This is a genomic window from Xenorhabdus aichiensis (genome assembly GCF_028598775.1).
Lineage (GTDB): Bacteria > Pseudomonadota > Gammaproteobacteria > Enterobacterales > Enterobacteriaceae > Xenorhabdus > Xenorhabdus bovienii.
In genome coordinates, this window is sequence record NZ_JAQRFO010000004.1 from 113,892 (window position 1) to 133,012 (window position 19,121).

Sequence of the window (19,121 nt, forward strand, 5' to 3'; positions counted from 1 at the left end):
AATTAGCGACGACCTTCAGCGATGACAGAAACCGCTTTAATTTCTGCGGCATCTTGTTCTTGTTGCTCCTGACGCTCACGAACATCAAGAATTTTATTGTTGATGAGGCCTTGTTCGATTTCACGCAGAGCGATAACAGTCATCTTATCGTTTTCTTCTGCTACGAGAGGATCTTTACCGCCTGATTGCAATTGGCGTGCTCGGCGAGCCGCGACCAACACCAGGTCAAAACGGTTACCAATTTTTTCTACTGCGTCTTGAACAGTTACGCGTGCCATATGTGTGCTACTCCACAGATAAATAAATGACTGGGCATAATACTGAAACTTGGTTCAGCCTGCCAATAATTTGCTGATTAAGGCATCATGCCGTTGAGCCTGACGATCTAATCGTATACGCTCTGAACGAATAATAGATTGTAAATCGGCTAGTGCCGTATTGAAATCATCATTGATAATGACGTAATCATATTCGCCGTAATGTTCCATCTCCGCGACCGCCTGAGACATTCGTTTGTCAATGACTTCATCGCTGTCTTGACCGCGACCACGCAGGCGACGGAGCAATTCTTCCTTCGATGGCGGAAGAATAAAAATGCTACGGGCTGACGGCATTTTCTGCCGGACTTGCTGTGCCCCCTGCCAGTCAATATCAAGAAAAACGTCAACGCCACTGGCTAGTGTATCTTCGATAATTTTGCGGGATGTGCCGTAATAGTTACCAAAAACACAAGCATATTCCAAAAATTCATCATGGCTGATCATATTCTGGAATTCATCAACAGTGACGAAAAAATAATGCTCACCATGATTTTCGCCAGGACGCGCTGGGCGCGTTGTATGTGAAACAGAAACCTGAGTGTCATACAAAGGCTGAGTTTTTAATAAAGCCTGAATAAGGCTTGATTTGCCTGCTCCACTCGGCGCAGAAACAATATATAACGTTCCTTGGTTCATGATGATTTCTTGACTGATTGGGTATTAATAAATGCAAGCGCAGGAATATAAAATCCCACATAGTATACACGGATACGTCAACCCATGCAGCGTTACAATACATGCCAACGGACATTTCAACAAAATTTTTTCTTAACTCACTGACATTAATGAATCATTTTGCGAAACAATTTCAGGAAAAATAAACGGTTGCAGAAAATGATTATGTATTTTTCGAAGCGTTTCGCAAATTAGCCTTTTCCTGCTTGGTAAACGTTCCACTGTTTTTTATTCTTTGCTCGTGTTTAAGGGACGTATGGAGCAGGGATGCTTAATTTTCTCATCATGATATTAGCGCTGCTGTTTGGAATACCTGTGGCATTGGCGGGTATGGCAGAACAGGCGCAGGCAAAATTCACTGAAAGCGTAGAAACCGGCAGTACAGAAAACATGGCGGGTTGCCCTGTTTGGTCACAGGAGAAAATCCAACGTGAAATGCAGCACCTGACACGGCAGATGGCGGAGTGGGATCAGCTTTATCGTCAACAGGGTATCAGTGAAATCGATGATGAAATCTATGATCAACTATTGGAAACCCTGACACTTTGGCGAACTTGTTTACATCAGACGTCAGACAGCACGTTTTCTGTTGCTGTACCACGGCAGGGAAAACAACCTCATCCTGTGCAGCATACCGGATTAAACAAGCTGAAAGAGGTAAAGGAAATTCACCAGTGGTTACAGGGACGGTCGGCTGTTTGGCTGCAACCCAAAGTTGATGGTGTTGCGGTTACGTTGGTCTATGAAAAAGGCCGACTGGCGGGGTTAATCAGTCGTGGCAATGGTTCAGAAGGAACGAACTGGATGGACAAAAGTCCATTTATTACCCGCATTCCCAAACAGATAAAAAATGCACCGGAGCGCTTGGTATTACAAGGCGAGTTGTTCTGGCAGCAGGATAATCACCGCCAATCTGTTGCCGGTAGTCAGGGAGCGCGCAGCAAGGTCGCAGGGCTGATGATGCGTAAGTCATCTGCGCCAGAACTTGGTCAGATAGGGATATTTATCTGGGGCTGGCCAGATGGGCCAGATGAGATGGCGGTAAAGCTGGAGCGATTGGCATCAATGGGGTTTCCTGTTGCACAGCAATATAGCCACCGAATTATCAGTGCGGAAGATGCTGAGAAAAGATGGAAATCTTATTTTATCCAGCCACTTCCTTTTGCCACGGATGGCGTTGTCTTAAGACAGGAAACTGAGCCCACTGGCCGGCAGTGGCGCGCAGGCTCAAACAGTTGGGCGATTGCCTGGAAGTACCCATTACAGCAGCAATTGACAACCGTGAGAGATGTCTATTTCAAGATAGGCCGGACAGGAAGGATTTCCGTTTTGCTGGAGTTGGAAAAAGTGAAGCTGGATGACAGGCAGGTCAGGCGTGTCAATATCGGTTCCGTCAGACGCTGGAAACAGTGGAACGTTTATCCGGGAGATAAAGTTACGGTAGCGCTGGCGGGGCATGGCGTCCCGAAACTCGATAAAGTGGTATGGCGCATTGCTGAACGGCCTGATATTCAGCCACCGAATGCGCAGGATTTCCATTCGCTGAGTTGCCTTGTATCCCATGATAGTTGTCAGCAACAATTTATTGCCCGTCTGACATGGCTTGGGGAAAATCTGAAAATGAAAGGTATTGGTCAAGGAACATGGGCGGCTTTGGTGAAACATGGGCTGGTGACACATTTAACGGATTGGCTGGCGCTGGATATTGCACAACTTACTGAAGTGCCAAACATAGGAACCAAACGTGCCGAGTTGATTTTTGCCCAATTCCAGCAGGCAAGATTACAGCCGCTTTCGTCATGGCGTGAAGCGATAGGGTTGCCTTATGCCAATCGATTTACGGATGAAATGGGCTGGCAATGGGATTTGCTGTTATCCGAAACAGGCATGAAGACTCCATTAACGGCAAAGCAAACCGCAAAAATTGCAGCCTTTTTGCAGCATCCAGAGATTAGAGCGTTAGTTCATGCATTAACTGTACATAGAATTGGAGAAAAGCAGGGAAGTGAGGAGAATAAGGTTGGGGAGAAGAAAGAAGCGGAGCCGATAAGTCATTCAGAAGCAAGGGAGCAAGAGCGTGCTCCCGATGCTCTTAATAATGTCAGTGATCAGAACCGTCATAATTGAAGATGGGTAAACCAAGACGATAACGGATAGCAATCAATCGAGCCGCCAGCCCTGCGATAAGCGTAATCAGGATCACGCTGTTCGGGTGCAATGGCGTGTGTAATAACCCGATATATAGCCAAGCAGCAGCGAAAGAAACACCCGCATAGATCTCTTTCTGGAATACCAGCGGGATAGTATTACAAAACATATCGCGCAGTACCCCGCCAAAAACCCCGGTAATCACGGCAGCAATGGCGGCGATGATCGGGCTGTGGTTCATATTCAGCGCAATTTGTGCACCAATAATGGAAAAGACAATCAGACCAATGGCATCGAGAATGAGAAATAAACGGCGCAGATGTTTCATCATGGGGGCAACCCAGATAGTGATCACCGCAGCGCAGGCAACGGTCACGATATAGGCTGGGTTTTCTACCCAGCCAAGTGGGTAATGACCCAGAATAATGTCACGGACGGAGCCACCACCAATGGCCGTCACGGAAGCAATAATGATAACGCCGAATACATCCATTTTCCGGCGACCTGCGGCTAAGGCGCCTGTCATGGCTTCAGCCGTGATACCAATGATATAAAGGACACTAAGTAGCATAAGTTTGATCAAATGGAATAACGTAGTAGTAAAGTGTAATGTTGGAATAATAACGTCTCGACTGAAATTTTTTAGCCGCATTTACATAAGATTAGTTTTTATTATGCGAAACTCCGCAAAATAAGGTAGAAAAATGGTCTTTAAGGAACGCCAGATTACATTCGACAGCCGTAGCCATCAGATAACTAATATAAATATCTGGACTCCTGATAGCCAATGGCTGGTATACGACGTTCGCCCCAGTGGTGCGTCTTTTACGGGTCTCACGATAGAAAAAATTCATGTCGGCAGTGGGCAGGTAGAAGTGATTTATCAGGCGCAGGATGGAGCGCACGTTGGTGTAGTGACGATAAATCCACAGGAGCCTGTTCGCTATGCGTTCATCCACGGTCCAGAAAAGCCAGATACACAGTGGCAGTATGATTTTCATCATCGCCGAGGCGTGATTGTCTCTGATACCCAGCCAAATAGAGCTATCAACATTGATGCGCTGGATATCACTCCCCCTTATACATCCGGTGCTCTGCGTGGTGGTACGCATGTTCACGTTTTCAGCCCTGATGGTAACCGTTTGAGTTTTACTTATAACGACCATGTGATGCATGAACGAGATCCGGCGCTTGATTTGCGCAATGTTGCCGTGGCTATTCCTCTGAGAGCAGTCATTCCACCGAAAAAACATCCCAGAGAATATGATGGTAGTTATTTTTCGGTTGTTGTCAGCCGCACGACAGCGCAGCCCCGTTCTGGCAGTGATGAGATCAATCGGGCTTATGAAGAAGGCTGGATTGGGCAACAGGGATATCTCAAAGAAAATGGTCAATGGCAGCGTTGGGCGCTGGCTTTTATTGGTGATACCCGCGCTGAGAATGGCGAAAAGATACCAGAAATTTATCTCGTTGATTTACCGGAGAACAATGAAGATTATGCCATTGAGAGCAAACAGCCTTTGGCAGGAACAGAAACAACACTGCCAGCACCACCAGCAGGTGTGAAACAGCGTCGTTTAACTTTTACCCATCAAAATCGCTGGCCGGGAGTGGTAAATGTTCCCCGACACTGGCTGAGAACATCACCAGATGGCAGCAAAATCGGATTTTTGATGAAAGACGAAGCGGGTATCGTTCAGTTATGGTACATCTCGCCAAATGGTGGAGCGCCAATGCAACTGACTCACAGTGCATATCACATACAGTCGGCATTTAACTGGGACAGTGGTGGTCGGTTCATCGCCTTTGTTTGTGACAATAGTATTATGCTCTGTAATAGCCAAAATGGCGAAATGCATCGGCTGACAGCACGTACTGATGATGCACCTTCTGCGGATGCGATTGTGATATCACCGGATGACCGATATGTTGCCTTCATGCGTGATATTGATGGTTATCGGCAAGTTTTGATTGTCGAAACTGGCATCGTTGGTGAGTGACGATATCCGATAAAATACCTGTTATAACTCACAATACGGCTGCTGGTGTGGGGGAATAATTATGTTTCACTGTGCGTATTTTCTGGGGCTGTTGCTGTGGCAGTTGAGCGTTGCTCCAGTTTTTCAAGGCGATGCTTAGGTGAGTGTTCAGCTTGGTCTTTGCTGGAACGGGTATAATCATAGGGAAACAGGAGCGTATCCAGAAAGGCAGAGAATGGGAGATCCACGGCGAGCAAAGGTTTCATGACCCACCCGGTACTGTCATCTTTCAGCATGCCAATGCTGGCTTTTGCTCCAGAGTAATAACCTTGATAAGGCCCGCTGTGGGTCATTATGCTGGAGCAGCCAGTGACAAGTGACCATCCCAGTGTGGTACACAATAATAGAAGCACTTTATGGTTTTTCATCGTTTCCATGATCTCAGTGAGTTAATTTGCCGATGCTCAGATGCTTTATGTGCGCTTTAACATTGCTTTTTCCAAAGCATGAAAATAAACCTTGCATATTATTCACTATAGTCAGGTAATACTCAGTTTGCTATAGCATTTATCGTTAAATTTAACGATTTTTTGTGACGGAAATTTAAATTCCACTTTTATGTTTGTTTAAATGTAAACATAAAGGCAAATTATTGAATAATTTATTAACAATACGAATAAATTATTCAATTTAATATCGATTTAAACTATTTATTTATATTTAATGAATGTTTGGCTAAACCAATTTTTTATTAAACAAGTAAAGTCTTTTCCAAATCGTATGCGACGGTTTATCCACTGGTGATGTTTTTGAGGATTATGCCACCTCAAATATTGGTGATTATTTTCTGGACGATGTGATGTTTAAAAATGATTTTGAATAATTAAGGAGATTTTCTTGATTCATTAAATGTGCTTTAGATCACACAATATGGCTCAATCATCTCAATTTCACATAGTAAAGGCAATTTAAGGCAAAAAAATCCTTCTTATTCAAGTTATTAGATTCGGGTTTTTCTGATTAAATAGACTCAGTTCAGGGAAAGAGTATAAACAGGGATTGTTTTCCTTTCCTAATTGTGTGTGAAGAATTCTTTTTGGATTCTAATAACTACTGTCCTGTTCACAGGTAAAAGTCCTCGTTATCATCTTGCTCCCTCCCCCTAAATGAGGGAGCTTTTTTTGTGCCCAAATCAGCGAGTCGCTTCTCTATGCGCGATCTCAATCTCTTCCGACAGAATGCGAATGCCTTCTTCGATCTTTTCCAAATCAGGTACATAGTTCATGCGCATACATTGATGAGCATGAGGCCAGTTGTGTTCCAGACCTGGGAAGAAGAAATGACCCGGCACCATTAATACTTTCCGTTTCTTCAAGCGCTGATAAAGCACTTCCGTGGTGATTGGCAGGTTTTTGAACCAGAGCCAGAGGAATATTGCACCTTCCGGCTTATGGATAAGGCAGCGATCTTCTGACATATGGCGACGAATGATCTCAATCACGTTGTCCACCCGCGTTTTATAAAATGGCTGGATGACATTTTGAGATAGGCGGAATAGATCATTGCGTCTGATCATTTCCAACGCGATAGCGGGACCTACACCGCCCGGTGCGAGGCTAATAACACCATTCATATTACTGACGGCACTGATGATTTTCTCATTAGCGATGATAATCCCGCAGCGGGAACCCGGCAGGCCAAGTTTGGACAGGCTCATGCACAGGATAATATTGGGATTCCACAGTGGCGTCGCGTCATTGAAGATAATACCGGGGAACGGTACACCATAGGCATTGTCGATTAACAGCGGGATCTGATGTTGTTGAGCTAGCCCATCTAAGCGCAGCAACTCTTCGTCAGTAATGACATTGCCGGTAGGGTTGGTTGGACGGGAGACGCAAATCAGGCTGATATCTTCGGAAATATTCAGGTGATCGAAATCGACCCGATACTTGAATTGGCCATTGGGCAGCAACTCAATATTCGGTTTATTGGCGACAAACAGCCCTTCATCCAGACCAGAATCGGAATAGCCGATGTATTCAGGTGCAAGAGGGAATAAAACTCGTTTCATCGAGCCATCCTCACTGCGGCCAGCCAGTAGATTGAACAGGTAGAAAAAGGCGCTTTGGCTGCCGTTGGTCAATGCGATATTTTGTGGATGGATCTCCCAACCGAGTTTTTCCTGTAACTCTTGGGCCAGTGCCGCTATCAGCGTATTTTTCCCTTGTGGCCCATCATAGTTGCACAGAGTTTCGGCCAACTGGCCGCTTGACACCAGATCAGCCAATATCTGCTGGAAATAATCATCCATTTCAGGAATATGGGCAGGATTGCCACCACCTAGCATGATGGCGCCAGGTGTTCTCAGGCCTTGGTTGAGATCATTCATCAGGCGGGTAATTCCAGAATCTTGTGTGAATTTGTTTCCGAATTGAGAAAATTTCATAACGGCGTTTGCGTCTGTTGTTTTATAGGAGAAGGGGACACCATACCCCGCCCCTTATTGGGGCGCAATGGGGTAGAGTCTGTTCTCTGTGTTGTTATATATTACAATATGATTATTCATTGAATTTAAAAACTGGGTCTTTTGAATTTCTCCAGCTTTATATTTTAAAGTGAATTTATCACCTATCTTTATGCACTGATTTCAATTTTTCGACACAGGCAGCTTATGAGGTGATCATTGACTAAACCCGCCGCTTGCATAAACGCATAGCAGGTTGTGCTGCCAATAAATTTGAAGCCCCTTTTTTTCAGTGCATTTGACAGGTCATCAGAAATGGGGGTTCTGACAGGAACGTCAGTCAGGGATTCCCAGTGATTAATGAGTGGGGAATCATCAACAAAACGCCAGATAAATGAACTGAAATCCTCTCCTTGATCGGCCATTTGCAGGTAAATACGGGCATTGTGGATAATGGCATTGATTTTGGCTCGATTGCGCACAATAGCCGGATCTTTGATCAGTTGTTCGACATTATTTTCATCCATGCCGGCGATTTTGACCGGATCAAATTGATGGAAGCATTTCCGGTAGCCCTGCCGTTTTTTTAGGATTGTCAGCCATGATAACCCTGCTTGCTGCCCTTCAAGGCAGAGCAGTTCAAAGAGCTGCTGGCTATCCTTCAATGGCTTGCCCCACTCATTATCGTGATAGGCAAGATAATCTGGATCGGCGGTGACCCAACCACAGCGAATACTTTCCTTGTTGATGAATTCCATATCTTTACTCCCACAGGCGATGGTGAATAATTAAACTTATATTAACTGTATAAATATACAAGTAAAGAGGCTCGAATAAGATTTTTTTATACTGCGGCAAAATTGGCGGGTGATCAGTGCTGTATATCTTACGGTCAAAGGGTATACTGACCGCTTTCGTTTAAATTCATATGTATCGCGTGATGTATCGCGTGTGGATTCAACATGCAAAAGTTTGATACCAAAACCTTTCAGGGGCTCATCCTGACATTGCAGGATTACTGGGCGCGTCAAGGCTGCACCATTGTCCAACCACTGGATATGGAAGTCGGCGCAGGAACTTCTCACCCTATGACCTGCCTGCGCGCTTTAGGGCCAGAACCCATTGCGGCAGCTTATGTGCAACCTTCCCGTCGTCCAACTGACGGTCGTTACGGCGAAAACCCGAATCGCCTTCAGCACTATTACCAGTTTCAGGTCATCATCAAGCCATCTCCAGACAATATTCAGGAGCTTTATCTCGGTTCGTTGAAAGCGTTGGGGCTCGATCCTACCATCCACGATATCCGTTTTGTTGAAGACAACTGGGAAAACCCAACGCTGGGCGCATGGGGGCTGGGTTGGGAAGTTTGGCTGAATGGTATGGAAGTGACTCAGTTCACTTACTTCCAGCAAGTCGGTGGTCTTGAGTGCAAACCAGTTACTGGTGAAGTCACTTACGGTCTGGAACGTCTCGCGATGTATATTCAGGGCGTGGACAGCGTTTACGATCTGGTGTGGAGCGATGGCCCACTGGGTAAAACGACTTATGGCGATATTTATCACCAGAATGAAGTTGAACAGTCTACCTATAATTTCGAACACGCTGATGTGGATTTCCTGTTCACCTGTTTTGAACAGTATGAAAAAGAAGCACAGGAACTGTTGGCGCTGGAAGCACCACTGCCACTGCCAGCTTATGAGCGTATTTTGAAAGCCGGCCATACCTTCAACTTGCTGGATGCTCGTAAAGCGATCTCCGTGACTGAACGTCAGCGCTATATTCTGCGTATCCGTACCCTGACCAAATCGGTTGCTGAAGCATATTATGCCTCCCGCGAGGCGCTTGGCTTCCCTATGTGTAAGAAGAATTGAGAGGCCATCATGATTCAACAGACTTTCCTTGTGGAAATCGGCACAGAAGAATTGCCACCAAAGGCGCTGCGTTCGCTGGCTGAATCCTTTGCGGCCAATTTTGAAGCAGAACTGAAAAACGCCAATCTGGGTCATGGTGAAATTAGCTGGTTTGCAGCCCCTCGTCGTCTGGCACTGAAAGTGGCAAATCTGGCTGTAGCACAGGCTGATTGTGAAGTGGAAAAACGTGGCCCGGCTATTGCTCAGGCATTTGATGCAGAAGGCAAGCCAACCAAAGCCGCGGAGGGCTGGGCGCGTGGCTGTGGTATCACGGTTGATCAAGCCGAGCGCATGGTAACGGATAAAGGCGAATGGTTGCTTTATCGTGCGCAGGTTAAAGGCCGTGAAGCGAAAGAACTGCTGGCGGATATGGTGAGCAGTTCGCTGGGCAAGCTGCCTATCCCTAAACTAATGCGCTGGGGCGATAAAGAAACTCAGTTTGTCCGTCCTGTGCATACGGTCACGATGCTGCTGGGCAGTGATGTGATTGACGGTGAAATTCTGGGCATCAAATCTAATCGCATTATCCGTGGTCATCGCTTTATGGGCGAGGCGGAGTTTGCAATTAATAATGCAGAGCAGTATCCGGCGATTTTGCAGGAACGTGGCCGTGTCATTGCGGATTACTATGCACGTAAAGCGTTGATCAAGCGTGATGCAGAACAGGCAGCGATGCAGCTTGGCGGTGTGGCAGATCTGACAGACAGCCTGCTGGAAGAAGTGACTTCTCTGGTGGAATGGCCAGTGGTTCTGACAGCGAAATTCGAAGAGAAATTCCTTGAAGTGCCTGCCGAAGCGCTGGTTTACACCATGAAAGGCGATCAGAAATATTTCCCGGTTTACGATAAATCCGGCAAGTTGATGGCGAACTTTATTTTTGTTGCCAATATTGAATCGTCTGATCCACAGCAGATCATTTCGGGTAACGAAAAAGTGGTGCGCCCACGGCTGGCAGATGCGGAATTCTTCTTTAAGACTGACCGCAAACAGCGTTTGGAAGATAATCTGTTGCGTCTGGAAACGGTACTGTTCCAGAAGCAGTTGGGTACACTGCGTGACAAAACGGATCGTATTCAGGCTCTGGCTGGCTGGATTGCTGAAAAAATCGGTGCAGATGTCACTCATGCGGCCCGCGCGGGACTGCTGTCCAAGTGTGACCTGATGACCAACATGGTATTTGAGTTCACGGACACTCAGGGCGTAATGGGAATGCACTACGCTCGCCATGATGGTGAAGCGGAAGATGTGGCATTGGCACTGAATGAACAGTATCAGCCGCGCTTCTCTGGCGATGAATTGCCATCCACGGGTGTTTCCTGTGCTGTGGCGATTGCCGATAAAATGGATACCCTTGCCGGTATTTTCGGTATTGGCCAACATCCGAAAGGGGATAAAGACCCGTTTGCGCTGCGCCGTGCGGCACTGGGTGTTCTGCGGATTATCGTTGAGAAAAAACTGCCGCTTGATCTCCAGACCTTGGCAGAAGAAGCTGTGCGTTTGTACGGTGACAAACTGACCAATGAGAACGTGGTGAATGATGTGGTCGAGTTTATGCTCGGCCGTTTCCGCACTTGGTATCAGGAGCAGGGTTACAGCGTTGATGCTATTCAGGCAGTGCTGGCGCGTCGTCCGACTCAACCGGCAGATTTTGATGCCCGAATGAAAGCGGTAACGCATTTCCGCACACTGGATGAAGCGGTTTCACTGGCAGCCGCTAATAAGCGCGTTTCCAACATTCTGGCGAAGTCAGAAGAGAAGCTGAATGACGGTGTTCTTGCTTCTGTATTGAAAGCCGCGGAAGAGATCCAACTGGCAACACATCTTGTGGTGTTGAAAGATAAGCTGGCTCCTCTGTTTGCGGAAGGCAACTATCAGGACGCGCTGGTTGAACTGGCTTCTCTGCGTGAAGTGGTGGATGCGTTCTTCGACAATGTGATGGTGATGGATGAAGATCAACAAGTCAGAATTAATCGCCTGACACTGTTGAGTGAACTGCGCGAGTTGTTTTTGCGCGTGGCAGATATTTCATTGCTCCAGTAAATATTGCTGCATTGTTTGATTAGAAGCCTCGCCTGTTGTGGCGAGGCTTTTTTCTGCCTGTCTCGATGTTTTTTATCGCCATTAAGTGTCACTGATGATGCTTCATGGTACGTGTTCTGGTTGGTTTATCATCAAATAACCACTTATCTTTAAAAAGATATTGACGGTTTGCAGCACTGGCAGTAAGATGCGCTTCGTTTTCGGCGAGTAGCGCAGCTTGGTAGCGCAACTGGTTTGGGACCAGTGGGTCGGAGGTTCGAATCCTCTCTCGCCGACCAGCATTCAGAAACCCTGCTCTTTGAGCAGGGTTTTTTCGTATGTGCTAAATAAAAACTCGGCGTTAACTCACTCCTTGATCTCTATTCATTAAACATCGACGTTATATCACGGTCGGTTTGATAAAATTGTTCATCTATCTGGATTTCATCTCTGAATCTCCCCGATTCGATAATTCATTATTTTTCTCTTTATTCATAAATTAACTTTACTCAATAAAGTATTGCTTTAATGAATAACACGATTATTTTTGTACTAATTGGCTAAATTTAAAACATTTCTTCTTTTCTACCCGTACCCGCATCTTATATTGCCCCGCCTTTTTTATAAGGCGGATTGTTCATTTTTTAAGTATTCAGTCACAAATTTCAAATTATCACCAATAGAAATTAATTCTTTATATATCCACTATTTTTAGTGATTTTATCTGTTTGATGTGCCGATTGTCATATTTTTACACCGTAAGTGTTAATTATTTTTTGATTTTATGTTTTTCTAATGTTGCTAGTGTTATATGTGATTATGTTGACGTCAGGCATAACAATTGGTTAATTGATAAACGAACAACAATAAAGCTGGTCGAGACGGCATCATTTAGGTGGAAACGCTGGGCTTGGCCAAGACACAATAAACATCACAAACGGAGTTTAAGTAATGACAATCTCCAGTAAGAAAAAGTTCAGTTTACTGAAACTGGGCATTGGCCTTGTTGCGTTAGCAGTGACAGCAAGTGTTCAGGCAAAGACACTGGTTTATTGCTCTGAGGGTTCTCCAGAAGGCTTCAATCCACAGTTATTCACTTCCGGCACAACTTATGATGCCAGTTCTGTACCAATTTATAACCGTCTAGTGGATTTCAAATTAGGCACGACAGAAATTATTCCAAGTTTGTCTGAACGCTGGGAGGTCAGCGATGATGGCAAAACCTATACATTCCATTTACGTAAAGGTGTGAAATGGCAAAGTAGTAAGGCATTCAAACCGACCCGTGATTTCACCGCCGATGACGTGATCTTTACTTTTATGCGCCAGAAGGATAAAAAACATCCGTACCACAGCGTTTCAGGTGGTAGCTACGAATACTTTATTGGCATGGATCTGGATAACATCATCAGCAAAATAGAAAAAGTGGATGATTACACCGTCCGTTTTGTGTTATCCCGCTCTGAAGCGCCTTTCATTGCCGACCTTGCGATGGATTTTGCTTCGATTCTGTCTAATGAGTACGCTGATGTGATGATGAAGGCGGGTACACCGGAGAAAGTTGACCTGAATCCGATTGGCACAGGCCCGTTCCAATTGCAGCAATACCAGAAAGACTCCCGCATTCTCTATAAAGCCTTCAAGGATTACTGGGAAGGCCCGGCGAAAATTGATCGCTTGGTGTTCTCCATTACGCCTGATGCCTCTGTACGTTATGCAAAATTGCAAAAAAACGAATGTCAGGTCATGCCGTATCCAAACCCTGCTGATCTTTCCCGCATGAAGCAGGACAAGGATATCGTCCTGAAAGAGCAGGCAGGTCTGAATGTGGGCTATCTCTCTTTCAACGTCGATAAAAAACCGATGGATAACCTTAAGGTTCGCCAGGCGCTGGCGATGGCGGTGAACAAAGATGCGATTATCAACGCGGTCTATCAGGGGGCTGGGCAGAAAGCGAAAAACCTGATCCCGCCAACTATATGGAGCTATAACGATGACATCAAGGATTATGCCTATGATCCTGCCAAAGCGAAGGAATTGCTGAAAGAAGCTGGCCTCCCGAATGGCTTTGAAACCGATCTGTGGGCAATGCCAGTACAACGTCCGTATAACCCGAATGCGCGCCGTATGGCGGAGATGATTCAGGCAGATTGGGCGAAAATTGGCGTGAAGGCCAAAATTGTCAGCTATGAATGGGGTGAATACCTGAAGCGTGCCAAAGATGGAGAACCGATGACCGTCCTCTTTGGATGGACGGGGGATAATGGTGATCCCGATAACTTCTTCGGCACTCTGTTTAGCTGTGCGGCCAAAGAGAAAGGTTCCAACTATTCAAAATGGTGTTACAAGCCATTTGAGGACATTATCCAGCCAGCTCGTGAAACCGCGGACATGGCTAAACGCATGGAACTTTATAAACAGGCACAAGTTGTGATGCATGAGCAAGTACCCGCATTGATCATTGCTCATTCCACGGTTTATGAACCCATTCGTAAAGAAGTAAAGGGTTATGTGGTCGATTCTTTTAGTAAACATCATTTTTACAACGTGACTCTCGACTAATTCTGCTCTTGATTTGTTGTGATTAACCATCCCCCAGATTTTTCTGTGGGGATGGTTTCGCTTCTCTGACAGGCAAATTGACCCTTGTATGACACCAAGCAGCCTGAGAGCTGTAACTGGTAATTAAAAAGAGAACCCAGGATATGCTGCAATTTATCCTCCGACGTTTGGGAATGGTAATCCCCACGTTTATTGGTATTACACTGCTGACTTTCGCTTTTGTGCACATGATCCCTGGCGATCCGGTGCTGATTATGGCGGGAGAACGCGGTATTTCTGCTGAGCGTCATGCCGAATTGATGGCTGCTATGGGGTTGGATAAACCTCTCTGGGAGCAATATCTTCATTATATTAATGGTATATTTCATGGTGATTTGGGGATCTCCCTGAAAAGCCGCATTCCTGTGTGGGACGAGTTTGTGCCCCGATTCAAAGCGACATTAGAGTTAGGGGGCTGCGCCATGTTACTTGCGATCTCTGTTGGTATCCCGGTTGGTGTACTGGCAGCGGTCAAGCGTGGATCTGTTTTTGATCATACGGCTGTCGGGATATCACTGACGGGCTATTCCATGCCGATTTTTTGGTGGGGGATCATGCTCATCATGCTGGTATCCGTTCAATGGAATTTGACTCCTGTTTCCGGCCGAATAAGCGACAGCGTATTTCTTGATGATAGTTACCCGCTGACGGGATTCATGCTGATTGATACTCTGTTCTGGGGTGAAGAGGGCAATTTTATCGATGCTGTAATGCATATGATCCTGCCTGCGGTTGTGCTAGGGACGATCCCACTGGCTGTGATTGTGCGCATGACCCGTTCCGCGATGCTGGAAGTGTTGGGGGAAGACTATATCCGTACCGCCCGCGCAAAAGGCTTGAGCCGTATGCGTGTCATTATTGTCCATGCCCTGCGTAATGCTTTGCTGCCAGTCGTCACTGTCATCGGCCTGCAAGTGGGGATCATGCTGGCAGGTGCCATTCTGACAGAAACCATTTTTTCATGGCCGGGGCTGGGACGCTGGTTGATCGATGCTCTTCAGCGTCGTGATTATCCGGTGGTGCAGGGGGGAGTATTGCTAGTGGCGACCATGATTATTTTGGTCAACCTTGTGGTTGATTTGCTGTATGGCGTCGTCAACCCACGTATCCGTCATAAGAAATAAGGAGCACATGATGACTCAAACAACTGAGCCAGCGGTATCTGATGTGCCGAAATTGATGACACCGATGCGGGAATTCTGGCATTACTTTAAACGTAACAAAGGTGCGGTAGTCGGGCTTGTCTATATCGTATTGATGTTGCTGGTGGCTTTATTGGCAGGTGTGTTGGCACCGCACGGCCCGGCAGAACAGTTCCGTGACTCCCTGCTGTTTCCCCCGGTATGGCAGGACGGAGGAAGCTGGCAGTTTATCCTCGGTACTGATGATGTGGGGCGCGATATTTTGTCCCGTCTGATGTATGGCGCACGCCTCTCTTTACTGGTTGGCTGCCTGGTCGTGGTGATGTCGCTGGTGATGGGCATCATACTGGGTGTTTTGGCAGGTTATTTCGGCGGTCTTGTCGATACGATCATCATGCGTATTGTCGATATCATGCTGGCATTGCCAAGCTTACTATTGGCATTGGTGCTGGTTGCCATTTTTGGTCCGTCGATTGTCAATGCTTCACTGGCGCTGACTTTCGTCGCCTTGCCTCACTATATTCGTCTGACAAGGGCGGCGGTACTGGTTGAAGTGAACCGAGATTATGTAATGGCTTCACAAGTGGCTGGTGCAGGAGCCATACGTCAGATGTTCATCAATATCCTGCCAAACTGTCTTGCTCCCTTGATTGTGCAGGCATCATTGGGTTTTTCAAATGCCATTCTCGACATGGCTGCCTTGGGGTTTTTGGGCATGGGGGCGCAGCCACCCACACCAGAATGGGGAACCATGCTGGCTGATGTCTTGCAGTTTGCCCAGAGCGCGTGGTGGGTAGTGACCTTTCCGGGGCTGGCTATCCTGCTGACCGTATTGGCATTTAACCTGATGGGGGATGGGCTGCGTGACGCACTCGATCCTAAGCTCAAGCAGTAGGGGTATTGAAATGGCATTGTTGAATGTAGATCAATTATCGGTGCACTTCGGTGAAGAAGATGCGCCATTCCGCGCCGTTGACCGTATCAGCTACAGTGTTGAGCAGGGACAGGTTGTCGGGGTTGTTGGAGAATCCGGCTCAGGTAAGTCTGTCAGTTCACTGGCAATTATGGGGCTGGTTGATTATCCGGGCAGGGTCATGGCAGAAAAACTGGAATTCGATGGCCGTGATCTGACAAAAATTTCTGAGAAAGAGCGTCGCCAGTTGGTCGGTGCGGAAGTGGCCATGATCTTCCAAGATCCGATGACCAGCTTAAACCCGTGCTATACCGTGGGATTTCAGATTATAGAAGCGCTTAAAGTACATCAGGGGGGTAGCCGCAAAACCCGTTACCAGCGGGCGGTTGATTTGTTGACGTTGGTGGGTATTCCTGATCCGGCATCCCGTCTGGATGTCTATCCACACCAATTGTCTGGTGGGATGAGTCAGCGCGTCATGATCGCTATGGCGATTGCCTGTCGTCCTAAGCTGCTGATTGCCGATGAACCTACGACGGCACTGGATGTGACCATTCAGGCACAAATCATCGAATTGCTGCTGGAGTTGCAACAGCAGGAAAACATGGCGCTGGTCTTGATCACGCATGACTTAGCGTTAGTGGCAGAAGCGGCTCATCATATCATCGTGATGTATGGCGGGCAGGTAGTGGAAGCGGGCAAGGCAACTGAAATCTTCCGTGCGCCCCGTCATCCTTATACACAGGCATTATTACGGGCGCTGCCGGAATTTTCGACGGATAAATCCCGTCTAGCGTCGTTGCCCGGCGTGGTTCCGGGCAAATATGATCGTCCGACAGGGTGCCTGCTCAACCCCCGCTGTCCCTATGCGAATGAACATTGCCGTCAGGTAGAGCCAGCATTGAAAACGGTTGGGGAAAGTCAGGTTAAATGTCATATGCCGCTGGATGATGAGGGGAGGCCGACAGTATGAGTGAGCAAAACATTCGTAATCAAAACAGGCGTGAACAGGAAAAGGCCACTGTCCCTTTACTCAAAGCCACCGAGTTAAAGAAATATTATCCGGTGAAGACAGGGATGTTTGCGCCTGAGCGTATGGTTAAAGCGCTGGATGGTGTTTCATTTGAGCTGGAAAAAGGCAAGACACTGGCGGTGGTAGGGGAATCTGGCTGTGGCAAATCCACACTTGGCCGCCTGCTGACCATGATTGAAAAACCGACGGAGGGTGAGCTTTATTATCAGGGACAGGATTTATTGGTGCCAGATAAACAGGCAGAAAAACTGCGGCGCCAGAAAATCCAGATCGTCTTCCAAAACCCTTATGCCTCTTTGAACCCGCGCAAAAAAGTGGGGCAGATACTGGAAGAACCGTTGCTGATCAACACGTCGCTCACCGCAGCGGAACGCAAGGAACAAGTGTTGCAGATGATGGAAAAAGTGGGATTAAAACCTGAATATTATCAGCGTTATCCGCACATGTTCTCCGGCGGCCAGCGTCAGCGCATTGCCATCGCCCGGGGATTGATGTTAAATCCAGATGTGTTGATTGCCGATGAACCGGTTTCTGCGCTGGATGTTTCGGTGCGGGCGCAGGTCTTGAACCTGATGATGGATTTACAGCAGGAGCTGGGACTGTCTTACGTGTTTATTTCTCATGATCTCTCGGTGGTTGAACATATCGCTGATGAAGTCATGGTGATGTATTTGGGGCGTTGTGTTGAAAAAGGCAGTAAAGACCAGATTTTCAATAATCCTCGCCACCCTTATACACAGGCGCTGCTGTCTGCGACACCTCGCCTGAATCCGGCACTGCGTCGTGAGCGCATCAAACTGACAGGGGAATTGCCAAGCCCGATGAATCCGCCTTCGGGTTGCGCCTTTGCCGCCCGTTGCCGTCGCGCATTTGGTCACTGTACGCAATTCCAGCCTAAGCTAAGGCAATATGACGAGCAATTGGTCGCCTGTTTTGCCATTGAACAGGACGAAAATTCAGCCAGATAATCGTCTTTGACCGTGATATAACGTGGATATGATATGGATAATGCAAACGTTATTAAATATAAACGTTATGTTGCGGTCATTCTTCTGTTTTGAACTCATCAAAATAAGACGACCGCCAGAAAAATCAAGTATACTCAGTCACATTATTAAGGTGTGATAGCCCGTATTTTTTGCAGGTATTGGTTTGGATAAGATGAAATTGCGTGTCAAACGTTCATTAACTATTAAACAAATGGCCGCAGTGACAGGAGTCGCTTTGATAACTATTGCCATTTTCATTACTATCCAGTTATCACACCTGTTACAGCAGCGGAAAGATGATTATATCAGTCAACTCAATAATGCGGCTGCACAGATTCAAGTTCCTCTGGCAGAAGCGCTGCTGAATTCAGATCTCAATAAAGCGAAAACGCTGTTGATTGGGTTAAAGACATCAGGCATTCTGGGGCGGGCTGATGTGGTATCACCGGATAATGCTCGGGTGATGAGCTTGGATTTCGCGACTTATCGCCCTATACCCGAATTGGCAAAGCAGGTTTTTGGTATTCCCGTTGAGGTACAGATCCCTTTGCATATTTATGGTATTACCCCGCAAACCGAAGCGTCACAGGGATACCTGATCTTGCAGGTCGATTCTAACCGAGTGTACCGATTTGCCTTGAATACACTTGCATTAATGTTGACCACCTATTTACTACTCGCACTTATTCTTACGGTGGCGATAAGCTGGTGCGTGAATCGCATTATCATCCATCCACTGCGCGATGTTGCGCGTGCATTGAATGAAGAACAGCCGACTGCGCCCATACCTTGTCCCAAAAATCATCAGGATGATGAATTGGGGCTGCTGGTTAAAGGCTATAATCGTCAGATTGATAAGCAGAAACTGCGATTAAAATGAAGCCTTGTTGATTAGTAGAGATAATCTATCTGGGCATTAATGGTT

16 protein-coding genes, 1 tRNA gene and 1 pseudogene are annotated in these 19,121 nt (G+C 46.7%); 12 read left to right on the top strand and 6 right to left on the bottom strand.

The window, feature by feature from the left end:
• Positions 1-2 precede the first annotated feature (2 nt).
• Entirely contained in the window at positions 3-278 is a 276-nt protein-coding gene (gene rpoZ / locus PSI22_RS03505) for a DNA-directed RNA polymerase subunit omega (RefSeq protein ID WP_038189891.1), read from the bottom strand.
• A 54-nt stretch (positions 279-332) separates the two neighbouring features.
• Complete coding sequence (gene gmk / locus PSI22_RS03510) at positions 333-956, bottom strand: guanylate kinase (RefSeq protein ID WP_273578607.1); 624 nt, start codon at positions 954-956, stop codon at positions 333-335.
• 306 nt (positions 957-1,262) lie between these two features.
• Here gmk and ligB point away from each other — a divergent pair, with 306 nt between their 5' ends.
• Entirely contained in the window at positions 1,263-3,122 is a 1,860-nt protein-coding gene (ligB, locus tag PSI22_RS03515) for an NAD-dependent DNA ligase LigB (RefSeq protein ID WP_273578608.1), read from the top strand.
• Here ligB and PSI22_RS03520 read toward each other — a convergent pair.
• On the bottom strand, positions 3,097-3,714 hold the full coding sequence (locus tag PSI22_RS03520; RefSeq protein ID WP_038194748.1) for a trimeric intracellular cation channel family protein: 618 nt from the start codon (positions 3,712-3,714) through the stop codon (positions 3,097-3,099). The two genes, ligB and PSI22_RS03520, sit on opposite strands and share 26 nt — an antisense overlap.
• A 133-nt stretch (positions 3,715-3,847) precedes the next feature.
• Between PSI22_RS03520 and PSI22_RS03525 the strand changes: the two genes are divergently transcribed.
• The gene (locus PSI22_RS03525; protein ID WP_273578609.1) at positions 3,848-5,143 is read left to right on the top strand and encodes a YidR family protein; all 1,296 of its coding nucleotides are present in this window, start codon (positions 3,848-3,850) and stop codon (positions 5,141-5,143) included.
• 59 nt (positions 5,144-5,202) lie between these two features.
• Here the strand turns inward: PSI22_RS03525 and PSI22_RS03530 are convergent, their stop codons facing one another.
• Entirely contained in the window at positions 5,203-5,550 is a 348-nt protein-coding gene (locus PSI22_RS03530; protein ID WP_273578610.1) for a YceK/YidQ family lipoprotein, read from the bottom strand.
• A gap of 345 nt (positions 5,551-5,895) precedes the next feature.
• On the opposite strand from PSI22_RS03530, the pseudogene PSI22_RS03535 reads away from it, so the two are divergent.
• Positions 5,896-5,982 (top strand): annotated as a pseudogene (locus tag PSI22_RS03535) (hypothetical protein); the annotation flags it as partial.
• 332 nt (positions 5,983-6,314) lie between these two features.
• Here PSI22_RS03535 and PSI22_RS03540 read toward each other — a convergent pair.
• Positions 6,315-7,571, bottom strand: a complete 1,257-nt coding sequence (locus PSI22_RS03540) for a valine--pyruvate transaminase (RefSeq protein WP_038194639.1) — start codon at positions 7,569-7,571, stop codon at positions 6,315-6,317.
• Between the two features lie 188 nt (positions 7,572-7,759).
• Positions 7,760-8,347, bottom strand: a complete 588-nt coding sequence (locus PSI22_RS03545; RefSeq protein ID WP_273578611.1) for a DNA-3-methyladenine glycosylase I — start codon at positions 8,345-8,347, stop codon at positions 7,760-7,762.
• A gap of 204 nt (positions 8,348-8,551) precedes the next feature.
• On the opposite strand from PSI22_RS03545, the gene glyQ reads away from it, so the two are divergent.
• The 9 genes from glyQ to PSI22_RS03590 all read left to right on the top strand — a co-directional run bounded on the left by glyQ (position 8,552) and on the right by PSI22_RS03590 (position 19,076).
• Positions 8,552-9,460, top strand: a complete 909-nt coding sequence (gene glyQ, locus PSI22_RS03550; protein ID WP_273578612.1) for a glycine--tRNA ligase subunit alpha — start codon at positions 8,552-8,554, stop codon at positions 9,458-9,460.
• 9 nt (positions 9,461-9,469) lie between these two features.
• Complete coding sequence (gene glyS, locus PSI22_RS03555; protein WP_273578613.1) at positions 9,470-11,539, top strand: glycine--tRNA ligase subunit beta; 2,070 nt, start codon at positions 9,470-9,472, stop codon at positions 11,537-11,539.
• Between the two features lie 201 nt (positions 11,540-11,740).
• Positions 11,741-11,817 (top strand) — tRNA-Pro (locus tag PSI22_RS03560).
• Between the two features lie 652 nt (positions 11,818-12,469).
• Complete coding sequence (gene dppA / locus PSI22_RS03565; protein WP_273578614.1) at positions 12,470-14,080, top strand: dipeptide ABC transporter periplasmic-binding protein DppA; 1,611 nt, start codon at positions 12,470-12,472, stop codon at positions 14,078-14,080.
• A gap of 143 nt (positions 14,081-14,223) precedes the next feature.
• Positions 14,224-15,243 (top strand): dipeptide ABC transporter permease DppB, encoded by a 1,020-nt coding sequence (gene dppB / locus PSI22_RS03570; protein ID WP_273578615.1) that lies wholly within the window; start codon positions 14,224-14,226, stop codon positions 15,241-15,243.
• 10 nt (positions 15,244-15,253) lie between these two features.
• Positions 15,254-16,156, top strand: coding sequence for a dipeptide ABC transporter permease DppC (dppC, locus tag PSI22_RS03575; protein ID WP_273578616.1), 903 nt, complete (start codon positions 15,254-15,256; stop codon positions 16,154-16,156).
• A 10-nt stretch (positions 16,157-16,166) separates the two neighbouring features.
• Complete coding sequence (dppD, locus tag PSI22_RS03580; protein ID WP_038250171.1) at positions 16,167-17,147, top strand: dipeptide ABC transporter ATP-binding protein; 981 nt, start codon at positions 16,167-16,169, stop codon at positions 17,145-17,147.
• Positions 17,144-18,175 (top strand): dipeptide ABC transporter ATP-binding subunit DppF, encoded by a 1,032-nt coding sequence (gene dppF, locus PSI22_RS03585; protein WP_273578617.1) that lies wholly within the window; start codon positions 17,144-17,146, stop codon positions 18,173-18,175. Before dppD ends, dppF begins: the two co-directional genes overlap by 4 nt.
• 193 nt (positions 18,176-18,368) lie before the next feature.
• Positions 18,369-19,076 carry a HAMP domain-containing protein gene (locus PSI22_RS03590; RefSeq protein ID WP_273578643.1) on the top strand — a complete coding sequence of 236 codons (708 nt, stop codon included), beginning with the start codon at positions 18,369-18,371 and terminating at the stop codon, positions 19,074-19,076.
• Positions 19,077-19,121: the final 45 nt, after the last annotated feature.

Excerpts from the sequence above, each read along its gene's own strand:
- rpoZ (WP_038189891.1), bottom strand. The coding sequence starts at position 278 with ATGGCACGCGTAACTGTTCAAGACGCAGTAGAAAAAATTGGTAACCGT.
- gmk (WP_273578607.1), bottom strand. The coding sequence starts at position 956 with ATGAACCAAGGAACGTTATATATTGTTTCTGCGCCGAGTGGAGCAGGC.
- ligB (WP_273578608.1), top strand. The coding sequence starts at position 1,263 with ATGCTTAATTTTCTCATCATGATATTAGCGCTGCTGTTTGGAATACCT.
- PSI22_RS03520 (WP_038194748.1), bottom strand. The coding sequence starts at position 3,714 with ATGCTACTTAGTGTCCTTTATATCATTGGTATCACGGCTGAAGCCATG.
- PSI22_RS03525 (WP_273578609.1), top strand. The coding sequence starts at position 3,848 with ATGGTCTTTAAGGAACGCCAGATTACATTCGACAGCCGTAGCCATCAG.
- PSI22_RS03530 (WP_273578610.1), bottom strand. The coding sequence starts at position 5,550 with ATGAAAAACCATAAAGTGCTTCTATTATTGTGTACCACACTGGGATGG.
- PSI22_RS03540 (WP_038194639.1), bottom strand. The coding sequence starts at position 7,571 with ATGAAATTTTCTCAATTCGGAAACAAATTCACACAAGATTCTGGAATT.
- PSI22_RS03545 (WP_273578611.1), bottom strand. The coding sequence starts at position 8,347 with ATGGAATTCATCAACAAGGAAAGTATTCGCTGTGGTTGGGTCACCGCC.
- glyQ (WP_273578612.1), top strand. The coding sequence starts at position 8,552 with ATGCAAAAGTTTGATACCAAAACCTTTCAGGGGCTCATCCTGACATTG.
- glyS (WP_273578613.1), top strand. The coding sequence starts at position 9,470 with ATGATTCAACAGACTTTCCTTGTGGAAATCGGCACAGAAGAATTGCCA.
- dppA (WP_273578614.1), top strand. The coding sequence starts at position 12,470 with ATGACAATCTCCAGTAAGAAAAAGTTCAGTTTACTGAAACTGGGCATT.
- dppB (WP_273578615.1), top strand. The coding sequence starts at position 14,224 with ATGCTGCAATTTATCCTCCGACGTTTGGGAATGGTAATCCCCACGTTT.
- dppC (WP_273578616.1), top strand. The coding sequence starts at position 15,254 with ATGACTCAAACAACTGAGCCAGCGGTATCTGATGTGCCGAAATTGATG.
- dppD (WP_038250171.1), top strand. The coding sequence starts at position 16,167 with ATGGCATTGTTGAATGTAGATCAATTATCGGTGCACTTCGGTGAAGAA.
- dppF (WP_273578617.1), top strand. The coding sequence starts at position 17,144 with ATGAGTGAGCAAAACATTCGTAATCAAAACAGGCGTGAACAGGAAAAG.
- PSI22_RS03590 (WP_273578643.1), top strand. The coding sequence starts at position 18,369 with ATGAAATTGCGTGTCAAACGTTCATTAACTATTAAACAAATGGCCGCA.